Here is a 17,875-nt window from a genome sequence, read left to right on the forward strand (position 1 = left end):
ACATGGCGGAATTGCACCGCAGAGGCATCTTTGACAGGCACTGCATAGAAACTAGTGCGTTTTGTCGGATTTTGGCGTATGCTTGCCCATAATAATGAGGCAAAGGGCGAAAACGCCCCGAAATTGTGAGCAGAGCATGACCTATCAAGCAATGCAAAACTTGGCTAACGCCAAGCGTTTACGGATTCCGACCGGCCTGTTTCGGTCTTTGCGCGGCCATGCATTGGGCCTGATGATCCTGACTTTGTCCCTCAGCTATGTGATGCCCGCAAATGCGCAGGTCTCTTTGAATTTGCGCGATGCGGACCTGCGCAACTTTGTCGAAATCGTATCAGAGGCCACAGGCCGCAGTTTTGTGCTCGACCCCGGCGTGCGGGGCACCGTCACAGTCTTGTCGCCGGACCAAATGTCGAATGACGATCTGTATCAGGTCTTCTTGTCAGTGCTTGAACTGAACCGCTTGACCATCGTGCAAGGCGCGGGCGCGGACCGAATTGTGCCGATGAATTCAGCACGTGAACTGTCATCAGGGCATACGGCCTTGCCCGGCACCTTTGAAACGCGGGTTATTCGTGTCCGTGACATCTCTCCCCAAGAGGTGATCGAAGTGGTTCGTCCGCTGCTGCCATCAGAGGCGATCATCTCGGCGGTTCCGAGATCGGATCGTCTGATTTTGTCGGATCGCAGCGCCAATATCGCCCGCATTACCAAGCTGATCGAGCAATTGGACAAACCCTCCAAATCCTCTCCGATCGAGATTTTGCGCCTGCGCAATGCCAATGCGTCTGACGTGATGCAAGTCATTCAGTCTATGGGGATTTTGGAAGACAGTTCTAACGTGAGCGTTGACCGCCGCTCCAATGCTTTGCTGATCTCCGGTTCCGAAGCCACCCGTCAACGGGTGCGGGTTTTGGTCCGTGAACTGGATACGCAGCGCGACACTGTGATTTCCCGCGCCATGCCGCTGAACTATGCTGATGCCTCCTCCATCGCCGAAGTGGTGATGCGCACCTTGAACACCGAAGATCCAACTGGAACACGGGCGGTCATTCGCATCGTACCAGAGCTGCAAACAAATTCCCTGTTGATTTCCGCGCCGCAGGAACGGATTGGCGAAATCGCCGATATGGTTCGGTATCTGGATCAACGGCCCAAGCAGGTCTTGGTCGAAGCCGTGATTTTCGAAATGTCCGTCGAAGGCCTGTCGGATTTGACCGTTCAATTCGGGGCCGTGCTGAATGACGCGCTGATCGGGGGCACACAGTTTGCTTTGCCGGGGCGGACCAGCCTGATCAACCTTGTTTCCGCTGTAAGCAACAACGAGACCGTGAATCTTGGTAATGGCGGTGTGTTGGGCGGCGCGACAAATTCCGGCGATAACGGATTTGTCGGCCTTTTGACCGCGATCACGTCAGTCAATTCGACCCGGCTTTTGTCGACACCCTCAATTTTGACCCTGAACAATCAAGAAGCTGAAATTGTGGTGGCCCAGAACGTGCCTTTTGTGACCGGCAGCTATGCTACGGTCGGCGAAAGCGCCGTTGAAAACCCGTTCCAGACCATTGAACGCCAAGACGTCGGCCTGACCCTGAATGTCACCCCGCAAATCAACGCCGACCGAACCGTGCGGCTGTTGATCAAGCAAGAAGTGTCGAACCTGACCAACACCAATTCAGCTGCCGGCGGTGAAATCACCAGACGCCGGTCTTTGTCGACAACGGCGCTGGTCAGCGATGGTGCCGTGATCATGCTGGGTGGATTGCTTGAAAACGGCAATGGCTCGGTGTCTCAGGCCGTTCCGGGCCTGTCCAAGATTCCACTGGTTGGCGGGTTGTTCAAAGGCAAAAACGCCGACAAATCCCAACGTGTTTTGCTGGTGTTGATGCGGCCCCAAGTGGTGACCAATGATGCTGAAGCGCGGCGCATCACCCGCGACGTGACAGGCAAAGCGCAAACTGCCAGCGCTTCCATTGCGCCGCTGGATGATGGAAGATACCCCAGAAGCCAAATCGGTGCGCTGCCTTTTGACGGCGCGGATCTGGACCAACCTTTTGATGCCGGGTTTATTGATGACGTTGCGCAACGCAGAAACTTCCCCCCTCTCCCGAGCCGACTCCGGTTTAACGGGAAATAGCGGGCCAACGGTTTTGCGCCTGCCCTTCGCCTTTGCCCAAGATCAGCAGATTGTTCTGACAGAAGGGCGTATTGTCCTTGGTCCAAAGGTCACGCAACTGGGCCTGCGCGAAGCGCAGCGCCGCATTGGCGGCAGCAAGATAGAAGTCGTCGAAGCGGATCAGATGGGCTTTGACACCGCGCTGTCGCAAGCCTACCGCGATAGCGACCGGCAGGGCGAAACCACCGGCGACGATATCAGTTTCGATCTCGAAGAGGCGGCCTTTGCCAGCCGGCAACGCGATCTTCTGGATGAACCGGGGGATGCCCCTGTGATCCAACTGGTGAACCAATTGCTACGCCGCGCAGTCCAAGACAGTGCCTCGGATTTGCATATTGAACCCCACGAAGGCGGACTGCGGGTGCGTATGCGCATTGATGGCGTGCTGCAACAGGTGCTTGACCGGCCTGATGTGCCCGTCAAACGCATCGTCTCGCGGCTTAAGGTCATGGCCGGATTAGACATTGCCGAAACACGCCTGCCGCAAGACGGGCGGATTCCACTGTCATTGGGCGGGCGGGTGATCGACACGCGCGTAAGCTCGCTTCCCGGACATTATGGCGAACGGATTGTCCTGCGGATCTTGGACCGGTCTTCGGGGTTAAGGCCCCTGATCGATCTGGGACTGTCCGAAGCCCAAGAATCCTTGCTGCGCCGGTTGGCGGCCTTTCCCAACGGCGTGATCCTTGCCACCGGCCCTACGGGTGCGGGTAAAACCACAACGCTGTATTCGCTTTTGCAGCTGGCAGACCGCGCGGCCCGCAACATCGTCACCGTCGAAGACCCGATAGAATATGATTTGCCCGGCGTGTCGCAATCGCAAATCAACTCGGAAATCGGCATGACCTTTGCCGCCGGACTGCGGGCCACATTGCGTCAAGATCCCGACGTTATTCTGGTCGGCGAAATTCGTGACGCCGAAACCGCCAGCACAGCCGCACAGGCCGCTTTGACCGGTCACTTGGTCTTTTCATCTTTGCACGCAAACAGTTCGGTTGGTGCCATCGTGCGTCTGCGAGACCTCGGGCTTGAAAACTTTCTCATCGCGGCGACCCTGCGCGGCGTGATCGCCCAGCGTTTGTTGCGCAAGCTGTGTCCGGATTGCCGGACCGCGCGGCCGATTCATGACGACGAAAAGCCGCTGTTTACACGGCACCGCATCGCCATTCCGACGGAATTGTTTGACGCCCAAGGCTGTGAGACCTGCGGCATGACCGGCCACGCAGGGCGCGTTGGTATTTTTGAGATCACCGAAGTTACCGAAAACCTGCGCGGCGCCATTGATCAGGGCGAAAGCGAAGCGGCCATCAAGAAACTGGCCCTCTCACCACATGACACCCTGACCGGACAGGGGCTGCAAGCCGTTGCCGACGGGCGTGTCAGCCTTGCCGAAGCCCTGCGCATTGTCGGGGATGTCACGTGAAGGCCTATAGCTACACGGCCTACACCGGTTCAGGCCGCAAAAAAACGGGCACCATCGTGGCCGAAACGCAGACACATGCAACCCAGCAATTGGCCACGCAAGATCTGTTTGTTTCCGATCTGACTGAGACCCGCGCAGCCGGTGCCAAGACCAAATCGGTTTTCGGTCCTCGCAGCCGCCGCCTCGGGCCGGATCTTCAAGCGGTGTTTACCCGCCAGATGGCCGTGATGCTGGGCGCTGAATTGCCGGTTGATGCGGCATTGGAGGCCGTGCGGACCGGTGGCCACCCCGCGCTGGAATCCGTGGCTGCCCGCACCCGCGCCGATTTGCTGGACGGCGGGTCGCTGTCTTGGGCGCTTGAAGAATCTGGCGCGGGGTTTCCCCCCTATTACTTTGCCTCGCTCAGAGCAGGCGAAGAGGCCGGAGAGCTGTCCACAGTCTTCTCCGAATTGGCGGACCATCTGGAAGAGTTGAACCTTGGCAAAGCGCAAATTGCGACGGCCTTGATCTATCCTGCTTTCGTCGCGGCGGTTTCCTTGCTGGTTTGCGGAATTTTGATGGTGAACGTTGCGCCCGAAATCGTGTCGATGTTCGAGATGACCGGCCGGGATCTGCCCCCCATTACGGTTGCCGTTCTCATGGTGTCGGATGCGATTATCGACAATTGGGTTGTGATCGCCATCGGGCTGTTTGCGCTGCTGTGTTTCGCTTTGGCGGTGCCTCGGGTGGAAAAACTGCGGCGGATACGTGATCGGGTGGTTTTGAAATTGCCGGTGCTTGGCCGGCTGGCCCGCATGTCCGAGGCGGTTCAATACATGCGCACTTTGGCGCTGGTGCTCGGGTCCCGACATGCCGTGCTGAGCGCTGTAGACAGTGCCGCCAGCGTGCTGACCGCCGAACAGTTCCAAACCGAGGGCCAAGCCGTTTCAACCGCTGTCCGGCAGGGTCAAAGCCTTGCTTCGGCGCTTGAGGAGCTGAGCTTTTTACCGCCCGTGGCACGGCAGTTGATTTCAGCCGGTGAAATCTCGGTCCGGCTGGCGCGGATGACAGATCGCGCCGCCGCATTGACCGAACACCGGTTGCTTACAGAACGAAAACGCATCGCAGCCCTGCTTGAACCGCTGCTGATGATGGTTGTAGGTGCGTTGGTTCTGGTGGTTGTTTTGGCGGTTCTTCTGCCGGTCTTCGATCTACAGGCTGTCGTCGCGGGATAGGTTATTCTGGAAAATCCAACAATTCGGGATCACCCCCAAAGCGGGACACCCAAACTCCGTCATCGTCAATTCTTGCAACTTCGATGTTCTCGGCCAGCATATCGCCGACGCGGACCAGTTGTTCGCCCGTTGGATGATGCACCATCGCCCAGGTTGACCGACCTGTTTGAACAAGTCCCTTAAGCGAATACCCCAGCGAGTCGATGGGTGGTTGCGGCGGCTTTGGCGGTTGCGGTTCTGCGACCGGTTCTGGCGGCGCAGGTTTGGGCGGTTGCGGCTCTCCAAACACCGACGGCCAATTGCGCGGCGCGCGGCGCGGGGGTTCGGGCGGCAGTTGATCAGGGGTTTGCGGCGCGGGGGCAAGGCTCGCTTCGCTATGCGACGATTGCCACGACAACCACAGCGCATGCCCCGTTTGGCCAGCAAACGCCAGCGCCACAATCGCCACTATCCAGCCAATCCAGCGCATCCGGCCCCTTCGATTTTCCACACCCGCGCCCAAGCATAGACGCAGTGAGCCAAAAAGGGTATACTGGTTGAAAATACGCAAAATAAACAAGCGTTAAAGAGAGCAAACATGCAGGTATTCCCGATGGCACGGGCCGGTTTGACCGGCTTGGCACTACTATTTGTTGCAAGCTGTGAAGGCATTGGTGTCGGCCACAGCAATTTCCAAGTTAAATACGCCGTGGCCCGCGACGCCTTGGAAAACGGAAATTATGAAGCAGCCAAGCGGCATTACATGAAATTGGTGACCGAAGCAGGCCCCTTAGCCCACCGGCTCCAACTGGAATATGCACATGCGGAATTGCGCAGCGGCGACTTTGGCCGCGCCGCCGCGATCTCGTCGTCGCTGGCGAATTCGCAAACTGGTGATGCACGCTCTGCGGCCCTTGCTGTTTATGGCACCGCGCAGCATGAACTGGGGCTGGAACTGCTCAGTCAAGGCCAGAAAAGTGCCGCAAAGACACACCTGACTTCAGCCCAGAAAGCCCTGTCCGAAGTGCTCAAATCCAATCCAGAAATGGACCCGATCGGATCTTTGGACAGCCGTGTCTCCAGCATTCAGGCGCGGCTGAAATCCTTGTAGATTAAAGCTGCTCTGCTTTGGCTTGTGCCATTTTCTGCGCTTCGGCAGTTTGCGCTGGTGTCATGCGATTGGCAAAAGCAAAATTCATGTTCAATGCAGGTTCAAACCCTGCCGATCCGGCCAGAACCAACCACATCTGACCCAGCACATAATCTTGGGGCACTGCCTGCCCGTTAAAATACATCAAACCCAAATTCGCCATCGCTGGCGGATAACCAGCTTCGGCCGAGGCCCGAAACAATCTGGCCGCCATCTGACTTTGTTCAAAACCGGGTTCTGCAGATGTCACAATCAACCAAGCCATCTGGAATTGCGCGACCGGATCGCCCGCTTGGGCCGCCACCTGCAAAAGCTGAATCGTGTCGTCATTCGCCTCAATGGGCATGAGCCGAGCGTCATAAACAGGTGCCACGGACGCCATTTCTGCTTTGCTACGCGCGGCGTCAATTGTCAGCTGATGCGCCATCGGTTCATCAACGTCCACACCAAAGCCGTTCTCATACATCACCGCCAGATTGCCTTTGGCCACTGCCAACCCTTGCTTGGCCGCCGCGTCAAACAATTCAAACGCGCGGGCGTAGTCTTGGTCAACACCTTCGCCGCGCACATACATCAAACCCAGATTGTTTTGCGCCTGCGCATCCCCTTGCTCTGCTGCCTGCGTGTAAATCCGCAAAGCTGCTGGTAAATCCTGTGGGACTCCCTGCCCGCCTTGCAACAAAACAGCCAAACTCACACCCGCCGCGCTTTCCCCCATGTCAAAGGCCTGTAGGTATTGTGCCGCCGCCAAACCCAAATCATCTTCGTTCTGCGCGGTTTTTTCCAAAACGGTTCCATATTCAAAGATGAACCGACTGTCCCCTGCATTGGCAGCGGTCTGCATCCAGTGCAGCGCTTTGGCGCGATCCTTGCGCACTCCGATACCAGAAAAATACATCTGACCCAGTCGATTGGCGGCTGTCATTTGGCCTTGGTTCGCGGCTTTTTCCATCCAACTCGCGGCCAAGGCAAAGTTTTGCAGCAGTCCCGAACCCTCTAACAGTTTCAGACCAAGAGCATATTGCGCGTTTGCGTCGCCCTGCTCTGCCATACTGGTGATTGTCGAAAGATCCGCGTCTCCCGCCACTGCCGTTTGCTGAGCCACGGCTGCCGGAGACGACAACATCAGGGCGCAAAGCAACGAAGCAAGTTTGGCGCGCATCGTCATTCATCCGCTCCGGCAGGGGATTTGGCCTGTTCAAAGAACGTTCGCGCCTCTGTTTGCGCTGTCGCGACCTGTTCGGCCGTCATCAAATCGCCCAAAACCGTCCGCTTTTCCGCAGCAGCGCTGTTGCCGCCCGCAGCCGCCACATTGATCCATTTATGAGCCTGAACATAGTCCTGCCCGACGCCTTGGCCGGTGATATACAGCAGGCCTAACTGATATTGCGCATTGGTATCGCCCGCCTCGGCGGCAGTGCTTAAAAATGCGGCAGCCTCCTCGTCCGAGCCCTCTTGGCTCAAAAGCCAAACTCCCATCGCGGTTTGCGCGGAACGGACTCCGGTATCGGCCTGCCTGCGCACCCAATCCAGCGCCGCGGTGTCCCCCTGTTCGGCCGCCGCCATAGCCCAGGGAATGCCGCGCTGCGGGGCCACAAGACCGTCCAGCTTGCCTTGACCCGCAAGCGCACCCAAATGCAGCGCCGCGTCTGTACTGCCGGCATCCAGCGCTTCGCGGTAAAAGGCCACCGCAGCAGGAATATCCACCTCTGCGCCGCCTTGCCCCTGTTCCAACATTGACCCAAGGCCAACCATAGCCACGGGCAAACCGTATTGTTCGGACTGACGGTACAACTGCAGGGCCAATGGCGCGTTGGCCTCCAGCACCTCGCCCGACAGGTATCCAGCCGCCAATTCTGCCATCGCCTCGGGGCTTCTGGCATTGGCAGCCTGTTGCAACCAACGCTGGGCTTCGGTGGCATTTTGTTCTGTGCCTTCGCCTTTTAGGTATTTTCGCCCGACGACCAGCTGGGCCGGCAAATAGCCCGCTTCGGCAGATCGGTACAGCCAGCTTAGGCCTTCGCTTTTGTTTTGGGGGACGCCCCGCCCCTGATCATAGGCATAGCCAAGGAAATATTGGGCTTCGGAATGGCCTTGCCCTGCAGCCTCTTGCAGCCAGCGCAATGATTGCGCGGCGTTGTCCGATCCCGTTTTTCGTTTGGCATAGATGCGGCTCAGCTCGAACTGCGCATTCGCCCTGCCATTTTCTGCGGCTGCCAGTAGCCAGTTCAGGGCCTCTTCGTCATCTTGAGGGACACCAATGCCCTTTTGAAACATCAAACCCAGATAGTACTGCGCCTCGCTATTGCCACGCGGTGCCACGAATTTTAGCAGTTTCGCGGCACGTTCAGGATCGCGCGCAGGGCCTCCTTCGGGCGGCGACAGCAGCATTCGAGCCAACAAAACAGAGGCATCGGATTGATTGGCCTCTATCGCCTTTTCCAGCCATTGCACCGCCGTTTCGACGTCCTTTGGCCCCCCAAGGCCTTGAAGTAAAACATACCCGTAACGATACATCGCAAAGGGTTTCTGTTCAGTCTCTGCCAATTGTTTCAAACCCTGACGGACCTGAACAAAATCCTGAGCCGCCCAAGCTTCTTCGATTTGTTCCATCCCGATGCCGGCGCCCGGTTTTGCGGACTCTCCTGATTCTTGAGCAACGGCAGAGCCGGGCAGCGCAAGCAAAGCAACAAGCAGGGCAGCCGAGACGTCGGTTTTCAAAAGGGGCATATGTTTCTCATTTCAAGCGGACAGAGCGTAAACGCATATAATCAATCGTCAGTGCACAAGCGTAAAGTGTCGCCCCATCGAATTCAAATAGGGATTTCTACTAGGATCATATCGCCGTGAGGTGCCGAAAAACCCAAATTACAATTGCCGCACAGCACAGCGCCGCACCAAATGGCAAACGGCGGGTTGCCCATGCCCCCTGCGCCCGCGCCCGCAAATGCACAACAAGACCGGCGGCCAAGGCCCCCAGCGATGCCATAAGCAGCAAGACCGGCACATCAAACGGGCCAGCAAATGCCCCAAGTCCGACCATCAGTTTGACATCGCCCATACCCAAGCCTTCGCGCCCCCGCAGCGCCTGATAGCCAATCCGCAAGGCCATAAAACTGCCGCTGCCAACCGCCGCGCCTGCCAATGCGCTAATCAATCCGATCTGCCCATGCTGCGCAGCCATCACGGCTGTGACCACTGCCAATGCGATATTCAGCGTGTCCGGCAGGCGAAACCAAAGCACATCCGCCGTCAACAGCCCCAGCAGAACCCATAAAAACAGCGCGTTTAGCCAGATCTCAAACGGATCACCACCAGCCGAGACCGCCATAAAAGCCAAACCCAGAGCCGCAATCTCAAGATACAAATGCCAACCCGCCAAAGCGGAATGGCAATACCGGCATTTTCCGCGCAGAGCGATGAAGCTGAGGATCGGGATCAAATCCAGTGGGCCAAGCTTTGCGTGGCAGGTGCGGCACGATGATCTTTTGCCCATCACGTCTTCGCTGCGCGGCAGCCTGTCGAGCAAGACCCCTAAGAACGAACCAATCGCAGGGGCGACAAGCAGGAGAAAAACAGACCAGAATATATCCTCAATCTGCACTCTAACCGGCCCGCTCAAGTGCAGCTGCCCACCAAGATCGTCTGGACATACCTTTTGACGCGTGAATAATGGCCCTCAATGTCCCTGCCCGATTGTTGCGTAGAAATTTCAACGAAAGCATCCCATGACCAATTTGGACCATCTTTGCATGCCCAAGACCAAGCAGCCACAAGATGACGGGTTTTCCCTGCTGGAATTGATGGTTGTCGTCGTGATTTTGTCGATTTTGGCGCTGGTTATTGTGCCACGGGTCATTGATCGCCCTGATCAAGCGCGCGCTGCACGGGCGCAATCCGACATTGCCGCAATCGTAAGCGCGATCAATCTCTACCGCTTGGACAACTTCCGCTACCCGACCAGCGAACAGGGACTTGCGGCGCTGGTGACCAAACCGGTCAGCGATCCGGCCCCGACAAACTGGGCGCAAAACGGCTATATGGACCGAAAACCGGTGGATCCTTGGGGGCAGGAATACAAATACCTGCAACCGGGTGTTCACGGCGATTTTGATGTCTTTTCATACGGGGCGGACGGTGTCGCAGGGGGCACAGGCGCGGATGCGGATATCGGATCGTGGACATTGCAGTAGCGCCAGACACCCGCTCTGATGCCGGCTTCACTCTGATCGAGCTTTTGGTCAGTGTCGCCATTATCTCTGTTTTGGCCGTTGGGGCCAGCCTTGCCTTGGGGCGGCAATCAGCCCCCCATTTCAGAGACTTGGCCCAGTTTCGCAGCAGCTTTGAAACCCAGAGCGCTATGGCGGTCGCTGGCCAACAAACCTTGGGCCTACATATCACGCGGCAAACCATCCGGTCCGCGGCCCTGCGCAACACGGGCTGGCAACCCACGTCGAAAGCGCGCGATTGGCGCGGGCCGGTGACGCTTTCGTCGCGGCCTGTTAATGGGCTTCCCGCGCCGCTGCCTGACATTGTGTTCCTGCCCACCGGTCAATCCGCCCCGTTTCGTATTTCCTTTGGCAGCGCGGCCCATTGCGTCAGCGACGGTTATGCGGGGCTGCAATGCAACACAGATTGACCCGCACACAACGCGCGCGGCGGCGAATGACACGCGGCATTACCTTGGTTGAACTGGCGGTGGCCATCCTCGTTTTGACTATTGGCACCCTTGCGGCCCTACAAGCGACCAATCAATCCCAGCGCGCGATTGGCGGAGAAACGCCCCGCCTGTTGGCCCAGATTGCAGCCCGCAATCGCGCCGAGGAGCTTCAATTGCTGGGCGCGCGGGCTTCATTGCCATCGCGCGTCACGCTCGGACCCTATTACTTCACGCTGACGGTCCAGAATGAAACCACCGAAGCGGGATTGGTGCAATCCACCGTGACCGCCCGCAGCAACAGCGGCGAAGGCGCGCAACTGGTTGTCTATCTAGCGCAAGGTTTTGGGCGATGAGCAAACCGCACCGGGATGCCGGGTTGACCTTGATTGAACTGGTCGTCGCCATGTCGATCTTTGCTTTGGTGGCTGTTATGGGGGCGCAGGCCCTGACGGGTATGATGCGCAATCAGGAATCCTTGACCGCCAAGGCTGACCAAAATGCGCGCTTGTCTCGCGCGGTATCGATGCTGCGGGCGGATTTGTCAGCCGCAATTCCGATGTCCTTTTACCCACCGGATCGCCAACCCCCGCAGTCCGCCATTCGCTTTCGCTCTGGCGTATTGTCGATTTCGGTGGCTGGCCGCCAAAGCTTTGAGAGCGAACGGACGGTCGGGTCCGGCTTTCAACGGGTTGAGTGGCGATTGCAAAACGGCACGCTCAGCCGCCACAGTTGGAGCACGCTCATCCCCGCACAAAACAGCGCTTTGCAGCAGGGGCAGGAGGTTCTAACCGGCGTGCGCGGACTATCCTTGCGTAGCTATGTCAATGGGCGCGGCTGGATCGATGGCCTCGGAATTGCAGCCCCCGTGACCACAACCGTCGGAGACGGCGATTCATCCGCAGGTGCACCCGAAGTCTACTCAAGCACCTTGCCGCAAGCGATTGAATTGAACTTTGACATTGACGGTCTTGGCCCCCTGACCGTGTTGGAGTCTTTTTGATGTCGGGCAATTTGAAATCAGGTCGTTCAAAGTCAGGCAGCGATGGTTTTGTCTTGGTCAACGCATTGGTGTTGGTGGCTGCCTTGGCTGCGGTTTCAGTCCTGCTTTTGTCACGATCCGAAGCTGGTCGCGCCAGATTGCTGTCCGGCGCGACTGCTGAACAAATAACGCTTAATCTTGATGGGTTTGACGCCTTGGCCGCCACCATTTTGTCGCGCGATCTGAACGCCACCGACCACAATGGCGAAGCTTGGGCCGAAGAAGTGCCAGCTGTCGATCTGGAACAAGGGCAGGTCAGCGGCCGAATTCAGGACTTGCAAGGCCGGTTTAACGTCAATTGGCTGGCGAATCCTGAAAATGTTCTGGCGCATGAAGCGTTTGATCGCCTGCTGAAAACTTTGGCCATCCCGCCACAAGCGGGCACCGCCATCCGGTCCTTTTTGCAACCCGGTGGCCCTACGGAACGTGCGGTTTGGCGCGCTCAAAACCCCGCGCTTGACCCTGTAGGGGGCGCTATTCTTTCGGTTGAGCAGCTCAGGGCCATCCCGTCCCTGACAACCCGCAGCTATGACACCTTGCGCCCGTTTATCACGGCCCTTCCGGGCGATGCCCTTTTGAATGTCAACACAGTCGAGCGCGAAGTTCTTTCTGCCTTTTTACCCCAATTGTCCCCCGCCGCGCTGTCGCGCATTCTGGCCGCGCGCAATATCCAGCCTTTCCCGTCCGCCGAGACCTTTCTGATCGCGGTTGGCCTTGGCGAGACCCTGGAAGAGAAAGAGGAGGGTGACGAAAGCGAACCTGATCCGGCTCTTTTGTCAGTGGATCAGATCTCGGTCGCGACGGATTGGTTTCATATTCAGGCCTCAACCCGCGTAGGAGATCTAACTGCCTCGCGTGACACGGTTTTGCATCGCAAGGGCCGCCCTCCGGTCGTTGAGACCTATTGGCACCAAACCCGCCGCCCATGAGTCGCAAAACACGGTAAGGGGCCATTGCACTTGACCGGCCCGACCGGCATTCTGACACCGCTGCATCACCAAACAGGAGACCCGTTTTGCGCCAATCTGCAACCCATCAAGATGAGGCGCAACTCTTTGTCAGGCAAGGGGACGGGGCAATAGCCACCAACCAAATCACATTGGTGTCCGGCAGCGCCGTCCCGATCGTGACGCTGGATTTGCCTGCCGGTTTGCGCGGCCAAGCGCGCGAAGGCGTCGCGCTGCGGCAACTGTCTGACCGATTAGGACTCAAACCCGATCAGATCTCGATGCGTCCTTGTACGCTGGGCTCGGACAAAACAGTGCAAGAGGCCTGGACCCGCGTTCTTGTCGCCGACAAAGACTGGCTTGGCAGTTTGGAATCTGTCGCTGGACGGGCCGTTTTGCCGGATTACCTATCCCTGCCCACCGCCGCCGATCTTTGGACAATTGCGCCGGTTGATTTGGACGGCGAAGCAGGTTTGATGGTACGCCTCGGCCCCGAAGACGGGTTTACCGCGCTCAATACATTGGCGTTTGTAGCACTTCGAAACGCACTGGCTGGGCAGCCGAAACCCAAAGCGCTGTTGACCCTTGGCGACATGCCCGGCGGTGTGACCAAACTGGCACAAGACAGCGGCATACCGGTTTTGACCAAGCCCGCCGACGCGGTTGGACTGGGGTTGGATGCCCCACGCCTGCTTGGCTTTGGTGAATTGCAGTTGGACTTGCGGAACAACCCGACCGCAGCCCGTGCCCGATTGACCCAAAAATTGCGCCCTTGGTTTTGGGCGTTTGTAGCGGCCTCTTTGGCGGCCGCCGTTTGGGCCGCCGGCGAATGGCAGCGCATGCAGCTCGCCCAAACTCAGACACGGGCATTGTCGGATCAAATCACCACCACGGTGGAAGATGTCTTTACAAACGGCGGCCCCGTGCTGGACGCCCGCGTGCAAGTTACCCGCGCCTTGTCCGCCATGCAGCAGGAAAACAGTGGCCCCGATCTGACGCTCGACCCACTGGATTTGGGAACGCAAGTCGCCCGAATTTTGCAAGCAGCCCAAGCCCAACCGGAGATGTTCCATTTCCGCACCGAAGACGGGCTAAGGATCATCGTTCAGCTGCCGGATTTCGCCGCCGTTGAAACGCTGGCCGAAGCCATTCGCGCCGAAGGATTAGACGTAAACCTGCAAGACACCCGTTCAGAAACCGGCATCGAAGGTGTTCGAGCCGATTTCACTGTCAGTGTGCAAAAGGAAGCAGGACAATGATTGGGAAACTTGTCGACCTTGCCTTGCGGCTGAGCAGGAGGGAACGCGTTTTGCTGGGTTTCATGGCCGGTATCGCTCTTCCAGCCGGAATAGGGTTTGGTGTGCTCTTACCGTTGCACGAAGCCCGACTATCAGCCGAAGCCACAGTTACGGAAACGGCCGCCTTGCAGCTTTGGGTGGCGGATAGGGCAGCAGAAGCCCGCGTTTTGACTGCCTCGCCTGCCGTTGTTGCCCAATCCTACGCCCCAATAGGCCTAAGCGGGTTGGAAGAAGGACTAAAATCCTCCAAATTGCGGTCTTCTTTGACCGAATTGGGGACCGAAACGGGTGGACTTGTGGTGCTAAGGTTTGACGACGTTGATTTCGTCCGAATGGCGACCTGGCTGACCTCCTCGCATCCCCATTGGGGTTATGAAATCAACAGCTACCGATTTGAAACCATCAACAAGCCCAGCCGTGTTTCCGCAAGGATTGAGCTGCAAGCCACTGAAAATTAACAAACACAATCGTTCGCGTCACAACAAAATGCCGCCCCGAATTCCATCGGGGCGGCATTTTGTTTAGCGATGGCCGGGATTAGAAGTCCAGCTTAACCCCATGTTCCACCACCACATTTGTCGTATCCGGCATGGACAGACGTGTGACAACCGCACCCAGATCACCGGCAAAGCGGCGTTCGCGAGAGAAGCTGAGACGGAAACGGTTCAAATCATCCATCCGTTCAAAATCAAACTCAAACCCATAGCTCAGGTTTTCGTTTGGATCATCAGTTGTGACCTCAAAGTTGATGCCCGCCCCGCATTCCGGATCAGTGCCATAAGATGAATATTCACAAGCGACACGCGGGGTGAGGCTGTACTCGGTCATCATTTGACCCAGCGAGCTTGCGCCTTTCTTGGTGCTCAGACCGGCAAATTCGATTTCAGCAAAGAAGCGCCCGCCGGTAAAGTCTGGCAAATCGATCGAGCCGGTATCCGTTTCGCCCAACTGGCGCGCGGTTACATCAGCATCACTGACCCACGCCTGCGCCACGTCCAAACCGACACGCGGACTAATGGAATAGGTCTCATAGTCCCGCTTGCCGCTTAGGGCGACACCGCCAAAAAGCGCTGCATAGTTGTAGCTGCCGGTGGCGTTGATGTCCCCTGCATCGGCGTCAAACGTCAGGTCATAGTTGTGAATACCCATCGCCGCTGAGGCGTAGTAATCCACAAACAAACCCGTGCCAGTTGCCTTGGCCCCATAGATCCCACCGTTCAGGCCATAGCCGTCGATGGTGCCTTCGGCTGTGCTGTCGACATTGTTGCGGCTGAAATACCCACCCCAGAAGAAACCCCGAAGGTCTTTGTCAGAGACGTATTTTTCCGACAGGCGCGACAGTTGCAACACTGCCTGTGTGCCTGTGTCTTCGGACCATGTCACCGAGAAGGAGCCATCGAGGATATTACGGCGTGTTGTTTGACAGTCGTAGTTTTCCCAGCCGAATTTACCCGTGGTCGACCCGTTGCCGTCTGTGATGTCCAAACTGCCATCCACATCCGGATCTGAAATCGTTCCGCATGGAGTGTCTTCTTGGCCATCGCGCAGACGCCCAAGGGCCCCTTTGGCGATACTGCTGAACTGACGCTGTTGTGTACGCACGGTTTCTTCCAGATCGTCCTTTAGAATCTCGGTCAATGGATCGCGGATTTGGTCAACCAGATCGTCCGCGACCATAACCTCGGCCAAGGCCAGACTATAGTTGTCAAAGTTGGCATCCGTTGAGGCAACCGCAACTGTCGGCTGACAGCTGTGCGTGCCCTCGACATCCTCATCGTCCCGCGCTTCGATTTTCAACCGCTGAGGAGACGCATAATTTGCTGCGGTGAAGGTCAGACTTGACGGTGAAACAGAACATTGACCGTCACCGGCAAAGTTCAGGACAACATCCGAGGTTGGTTGACCCAACAAGGAAAAGCCCATCGCCGCCGTGTCGCGTCCGTTTTCTGATGCCGTAAGGTCATCATTTGTAACCGCAATCCCGATGGAATCGTCATCGGTGATGCTGGCAGAACCCGCCAGATTGCTGGCCGTCGCGCTTAGGATTGTCGCATCATCCGCCGAGGTCACAGCCGTCAGAGTCAGGGTCGCAAGTTCCAGACCTTCGACCAACCCGTCCTCAAGCACATCCAGTTCAACATCAATTGTCATATTGCCGGCTGGAATGGTCAAAGACCCGCTGGCGGTCACATAGTCTGTGCCCTCAGTCGCGGTACCGCTCATGGAATAGGCCACCACGGTATCGAGTGTCGACAACCTGTCTTGTGCGATTGTGAAGGAGATGCTGTCGGTGACGCCGTCATTTGCTTCGGCACCGTTATCAGTCGCGCTGACGATCACTGCATTTTCCGCACATTGCGTCATCGGGATATTGTTCGCCAAAACGTTCGGGTCACCCGCTTCGATCACAAAGCTGCTGTAAAACACCGGGTTGGCACCCAGAGAACTGTCCGCCAATGAACCACTGTTGCCAAATTCCGTTGACCCCAACACAGCAGGGTTGGCGGGCAACAAACTGGTCACATCCAAAGTGCCTGACGACAACCGCGCCGTGCTGGCAAGACCTGAATCCGTTGGATACTGGTAGGTGACAGTATAAGTGCCAGGACGCTGGGCGAACCATTGGTAATACCCCGAGCTGCCATCTTGAACGATGTTGATGTCATTTGCGATACCGACCGAGCTGTTCGAGCCAGAGGGGCCGGAAATCGAGATCCCGCCACCCGACAAAATGCGCCCGTCGTCTTCGCAATAGAAGTACCCCGCCGGATCATAGTCCGCAGCATCAGCTACCCCGTCCCCATCGCGGTCAGCTGAACTGCTTTCGTAATCGTCCGAGACGCCATCGCCATCCGCATCTGCAGCGGCATTAGGGTCTGGTGTGCCAGTCAAATCCGCAGTGATAGTGATCGGAGCAGAGGCTTCGCTTGGGTTTTCTTGTGCATCTTGCGCCGCATTAACAAGCGCTTGGATTGTAATTTCGCCGTCGTGATCAGGCAAAACAGTCAAGGTGTAGTCAGTACCCGTGCCCAACAGTCCCGTGGCGCTTGCTCCGACAATGTCGAAACCCGCAACCTCGAGGTTAAACACCGGTTCGCTGAAAACCATAGTGACATCGAAAGCGTCGGAAATCGGGCCAGCCGGTCCGGTCAGCACCACTGTTGGAACTGATGTTTCCTTGATCTCTGTTGCGGTCACAGCGCTGGCAACGTTGCCAGCCGTATCGGTCAAGACTATCGATGCTGACACGGTGCCATCCGACAAACCGCTCAGATCAAACCCGGTCAATTGCTCGTCTTGAGCAAGGATCGTTCCGCTGGAAGAAAGCGGTGTCCCGCCGCCAGTTGAGCTGAGCGTGAGCGCATAGCCGCTGCCGACTTCCGCTCCGCTCAAGGTCAGATCAATGGCTGTTTGGTTGGCGAGATTCACCGGCGATTGATCAAAGGCAATTCCCTGCCCGCTTGGGGCGATGGTGTCCTTGGACAGGCTCAGGGTTGACTGGATCGCCGTATTACCGGCCGCATCCGCAACATCCGCCGTCACGGTCAAAGCCCCCTCGCTCAAAGAACTAAGATCAAACGCGGTTTTAAACAGGGATCCACCTACCGTGGCCGTTCCTGTCACAATCGCCGAGGAAGCATCCGTAATGATCAAGGTGACCAACTGCCCGTCTTCGACACCAGATGTCGTGCCGGAAATCGCAACCGACGCTTGTTCAGCGGCATTTACAACACCGTCACCGGCAACCGGGGAATCGAGGGCGACCAAAGGAACTTCGGCGTCTTTTTCCACGGTATCTGCGACCGAGACCGCCGCGTTTTCATAGTCATCGGTCAAAACAACCGACAAAGTCAGGGTTCCGTCGGCCAAGACCAACAAATCCAGACCGGTGACTTGATCTGTTGCCGTGGCAATTGTGCCAATCCCGGTAACAACGGTGCCGCCTGCAGAGGAAGAAATCGTATAGGCATACGTCGCCCCGACTTCGGCAT

General features: G+C 57.4%; 16 protein-coding genes. 11 read left to right on the forward strand and 5 right to left on the reverse strand.

The window, feature by feature from the left end; genetic code table 11:
- Window positions 1-136 precede the first annotated feature (136 nt).
- From C8N36_RS18885 to C8N36_RS18895, 3 genes are read left to right on the forward strand one after another with little or no spacing between them, the layout of a single operon-like run.
- Window positions 137-2,134 (forward strand): secretin N-terminal domain-containing protein, encoded by a 1,998-nt coding sequence (locus C8N36_RS18885; RefSeq protein ID WP_245910982.1) that lies wholly within the window; start codon window positions 137-139, stop codon window positions 2,132-2,134.
- Between the two features lie 13 nt (window positions 2,135-2,147).
- Entirely contained in the window at window positions 2,148-3,596 is a 1,449-nt protein-coding gene (locus C8N36_RS18890; RefSeq protein WP_245910984.1) for a GspE/PulE family protein, read from the forward strand.
- Window positions 3,593-4,810, forward strand: a complete 1,218-nt coding sequence (locus tag C8N36_RS18895) for a type II secretion system F family protein (RefSeq protein ID WP_245910986.1) — start codon at window positions 3,593-3,595, stop codon at window positions 4,808-4,810. Before C8N36_RS18890 ends, C8N36_RS18895 begins: the two co-directional genes overlap by 4 nt.
- 1 nt (window position 4,811) lies before the next feature.
- Here C8N36_RS18895 and C8N36_RS18900 read toward each other — a convergent pair whose 3' ends face one another.
- Window positions 4,812-5,279 carry a type II secretion system protein N gene (locus tag C8N36_RS18900; protein ID WP_097806343.1) on the reverse strand — a complete coding sequence of 156 codons (468 nt, stop codon included), beginning with the start codon at window positions 5,277-5,279 and terminating at the stop codon, window positions 4,812-4,814.
- A 108-nt stretch (window positions 5,280-5,387) separates the two neighbouring features.
- Between C8N36_RS18900 and C8N36_RS18905 the strand changes: the two genes are divergently transcribed.
- Complete coding sequence (locus tag C8N36_RS18905; RefSeq protein ID WP_141468201.1) at window positions 5,388-5,900, forward strand: outer membrane protein assembly factor BamD; 513 nt, start codon at window positions 5,388-5,390, stop codon at window positions 5,898-5,900.
- A 1-nt stretch (window position 5,901) separates the two neighbouring features.
- On the opposite strand, the gene C8N36_RS18910 is transcribed toward C8N36_RS18905, so the two are convergent.
- The 3 genes from C8N36_RS18910 to C8N36_RS18920 form a co-directional block, all read right to left on the reverse strand.
- Window positions 5,902-7,107, reverse strand: coding sequence for an SEL1-like repeat protein (locus C8N36_RS18910; RefSeq protein ID WP_097806341.1), 1,206 nt, complete (start codon window positions 7,105-7,107; stop codon window positions 5,902-5,904).
- Window positions 7,104-8,669 carry a tetratricopeptide repeat protein gene (locus C8N36_RS18915; protein ID WP_097806340.1) on the reverse strand — a complete coding sequence of 522 codons (1,566 nt, stop codon included), beginning with the start codon at window positions 8,667-8,669 and terminating at the stop codon, window positions 7,104-7,106. Before C8N36_RS18915 ends, C8N36_RS18910 begins: the two co-directional genes overlap by 4 nt.
- 106 nt (window positions 8,670-8,775) lie before the next feature.
- Complete coding sequence (locus C8N36_RS18920; RefSeq protein WP_141468199.1) at window positions 8,776-9,543, reverse strand: prepilin peptidase; 768 nt, start codon at window positions 9,541-9,543, stop codon at window positions 8,776-8,778.
- Window positions 9,544-9,691: 148 nt separating this feature from the next.
- Between C8N36_RS18920 and gspG the strand changes: the two genes are divergently transcribed.
- From gspG to gspM, 7 genes are all read left to right on the forward strand, one after another.
- Window positions 9,692-10,132: a type II secretion system major pseudopilin GspG gene (gene gspG / locus C8N36_RS18925; protein WP_097806384.1), complete on the forward strand. Its 441-nt coding sequence runs from the start codon at window positions 9,692-9,694 to the stop codon at window positions 10,130-10,132.
- On the forward strand, window positions 10,117-10,578 hold the full coding sequence (locus C8N36_RS18930; RefSeq protein ID WP_170125922.1) for a prepilin-type N-terminal cleavage/methylation domain-containing protein: 462 nt from the start codon (window positions 10,117-10,119) through the stop codon (window positions 10,576-10,578). Before gspG ends, C8N36_RS18930 begins: the two co-directional genes overlap by 16 nt.
- 26 nt (window positions 10,579-10,604) lie before the next feature.
- Window positions 10,605-10,952 (forward strand): type IV pilus modification PilV family protein, encoded by a 348-nt coding sequence (locus C8N36_RS18935; protein ID WP_170125923.1) that lies wholly within the window; start codon window positions 10,605-10,607, stop codon window positions 10,950-10,952.
- On the forward strand, window positions 10,949-11,599 hold the full coding sequence (locus C8N36_RS18940; protein ID WP_097806336.1) for a type II secretion system protein GspJ: 651 nt from the start codon (window positions 10,949-10,951) through the stop codon (window positions 11,597-11,599). The genes C8N36_RS18935 and C8N36_RS18940 overlap by 4 nt, the downstream gene beginning before the upstream one ends.
- Complete coding sequence (gene gspK, locus C8N36_RS18945; protein ID WP_097806335.1) at window positions 11,599-12,567, forward strand: type II secretion system minor pseudopilin GspK; 969 nt, start codon at window positions 11,599-11,601, stop codon at window positions 12,565-12,567. Before C8N36_RS18940 ends, gspK begins: the two co-directional genes overlap by 1 nt.
- Before the next feature lie 86 nt (window positions 12,568-12,653).
- Window positions 12,654-13,844 (forward strand): type II secretion system protein GspL, encoded by a 1,191-nt coding sequence (gene gspL / locus C8N36_RS18950; RefSeq protein WP_097806334.1) that lies wholly within the window; start codon window positions 12,654-12,656, stop codon window positions 13,842-13,844.
- Complete coding sequence (gene gspM, locus C8N36_RS18955; protein ID WP_097806333.1) at window positions 13,841-14,341, forward strand: type II secretion system protein GspM; 501 nt, start codon at window positions 13,841-13,843, stop codon at window positions 14,339-14,341. The genes gspL and gspM overlap by 4 nt, the downstream gene beginning before the upstream one ends.
- A gap of 79 nt (window positions 14,342-14,420) precedes the next feature.
- Here the strand turns inward: gspM and C8N36_RS18960 are convergent.
- Window positions 14,421-17,875, reverse strand: a 3,455-nt coding sequence (locus C8N36_RS18960; protein ID WP_146227669.1) for a Calx-beta domain-containing protein, incomplete at its 5' end; no start/stop codon positions are given.

This window comes from Pelagimonas varians, assembly GCF_003208435.1.
GTDB lineage: Bacteria > Pseudomonadota > Alphaproteobacteria > Rhodobacterales > Rhodobacteraceae > Pelagimonas > Pelagimonas varians.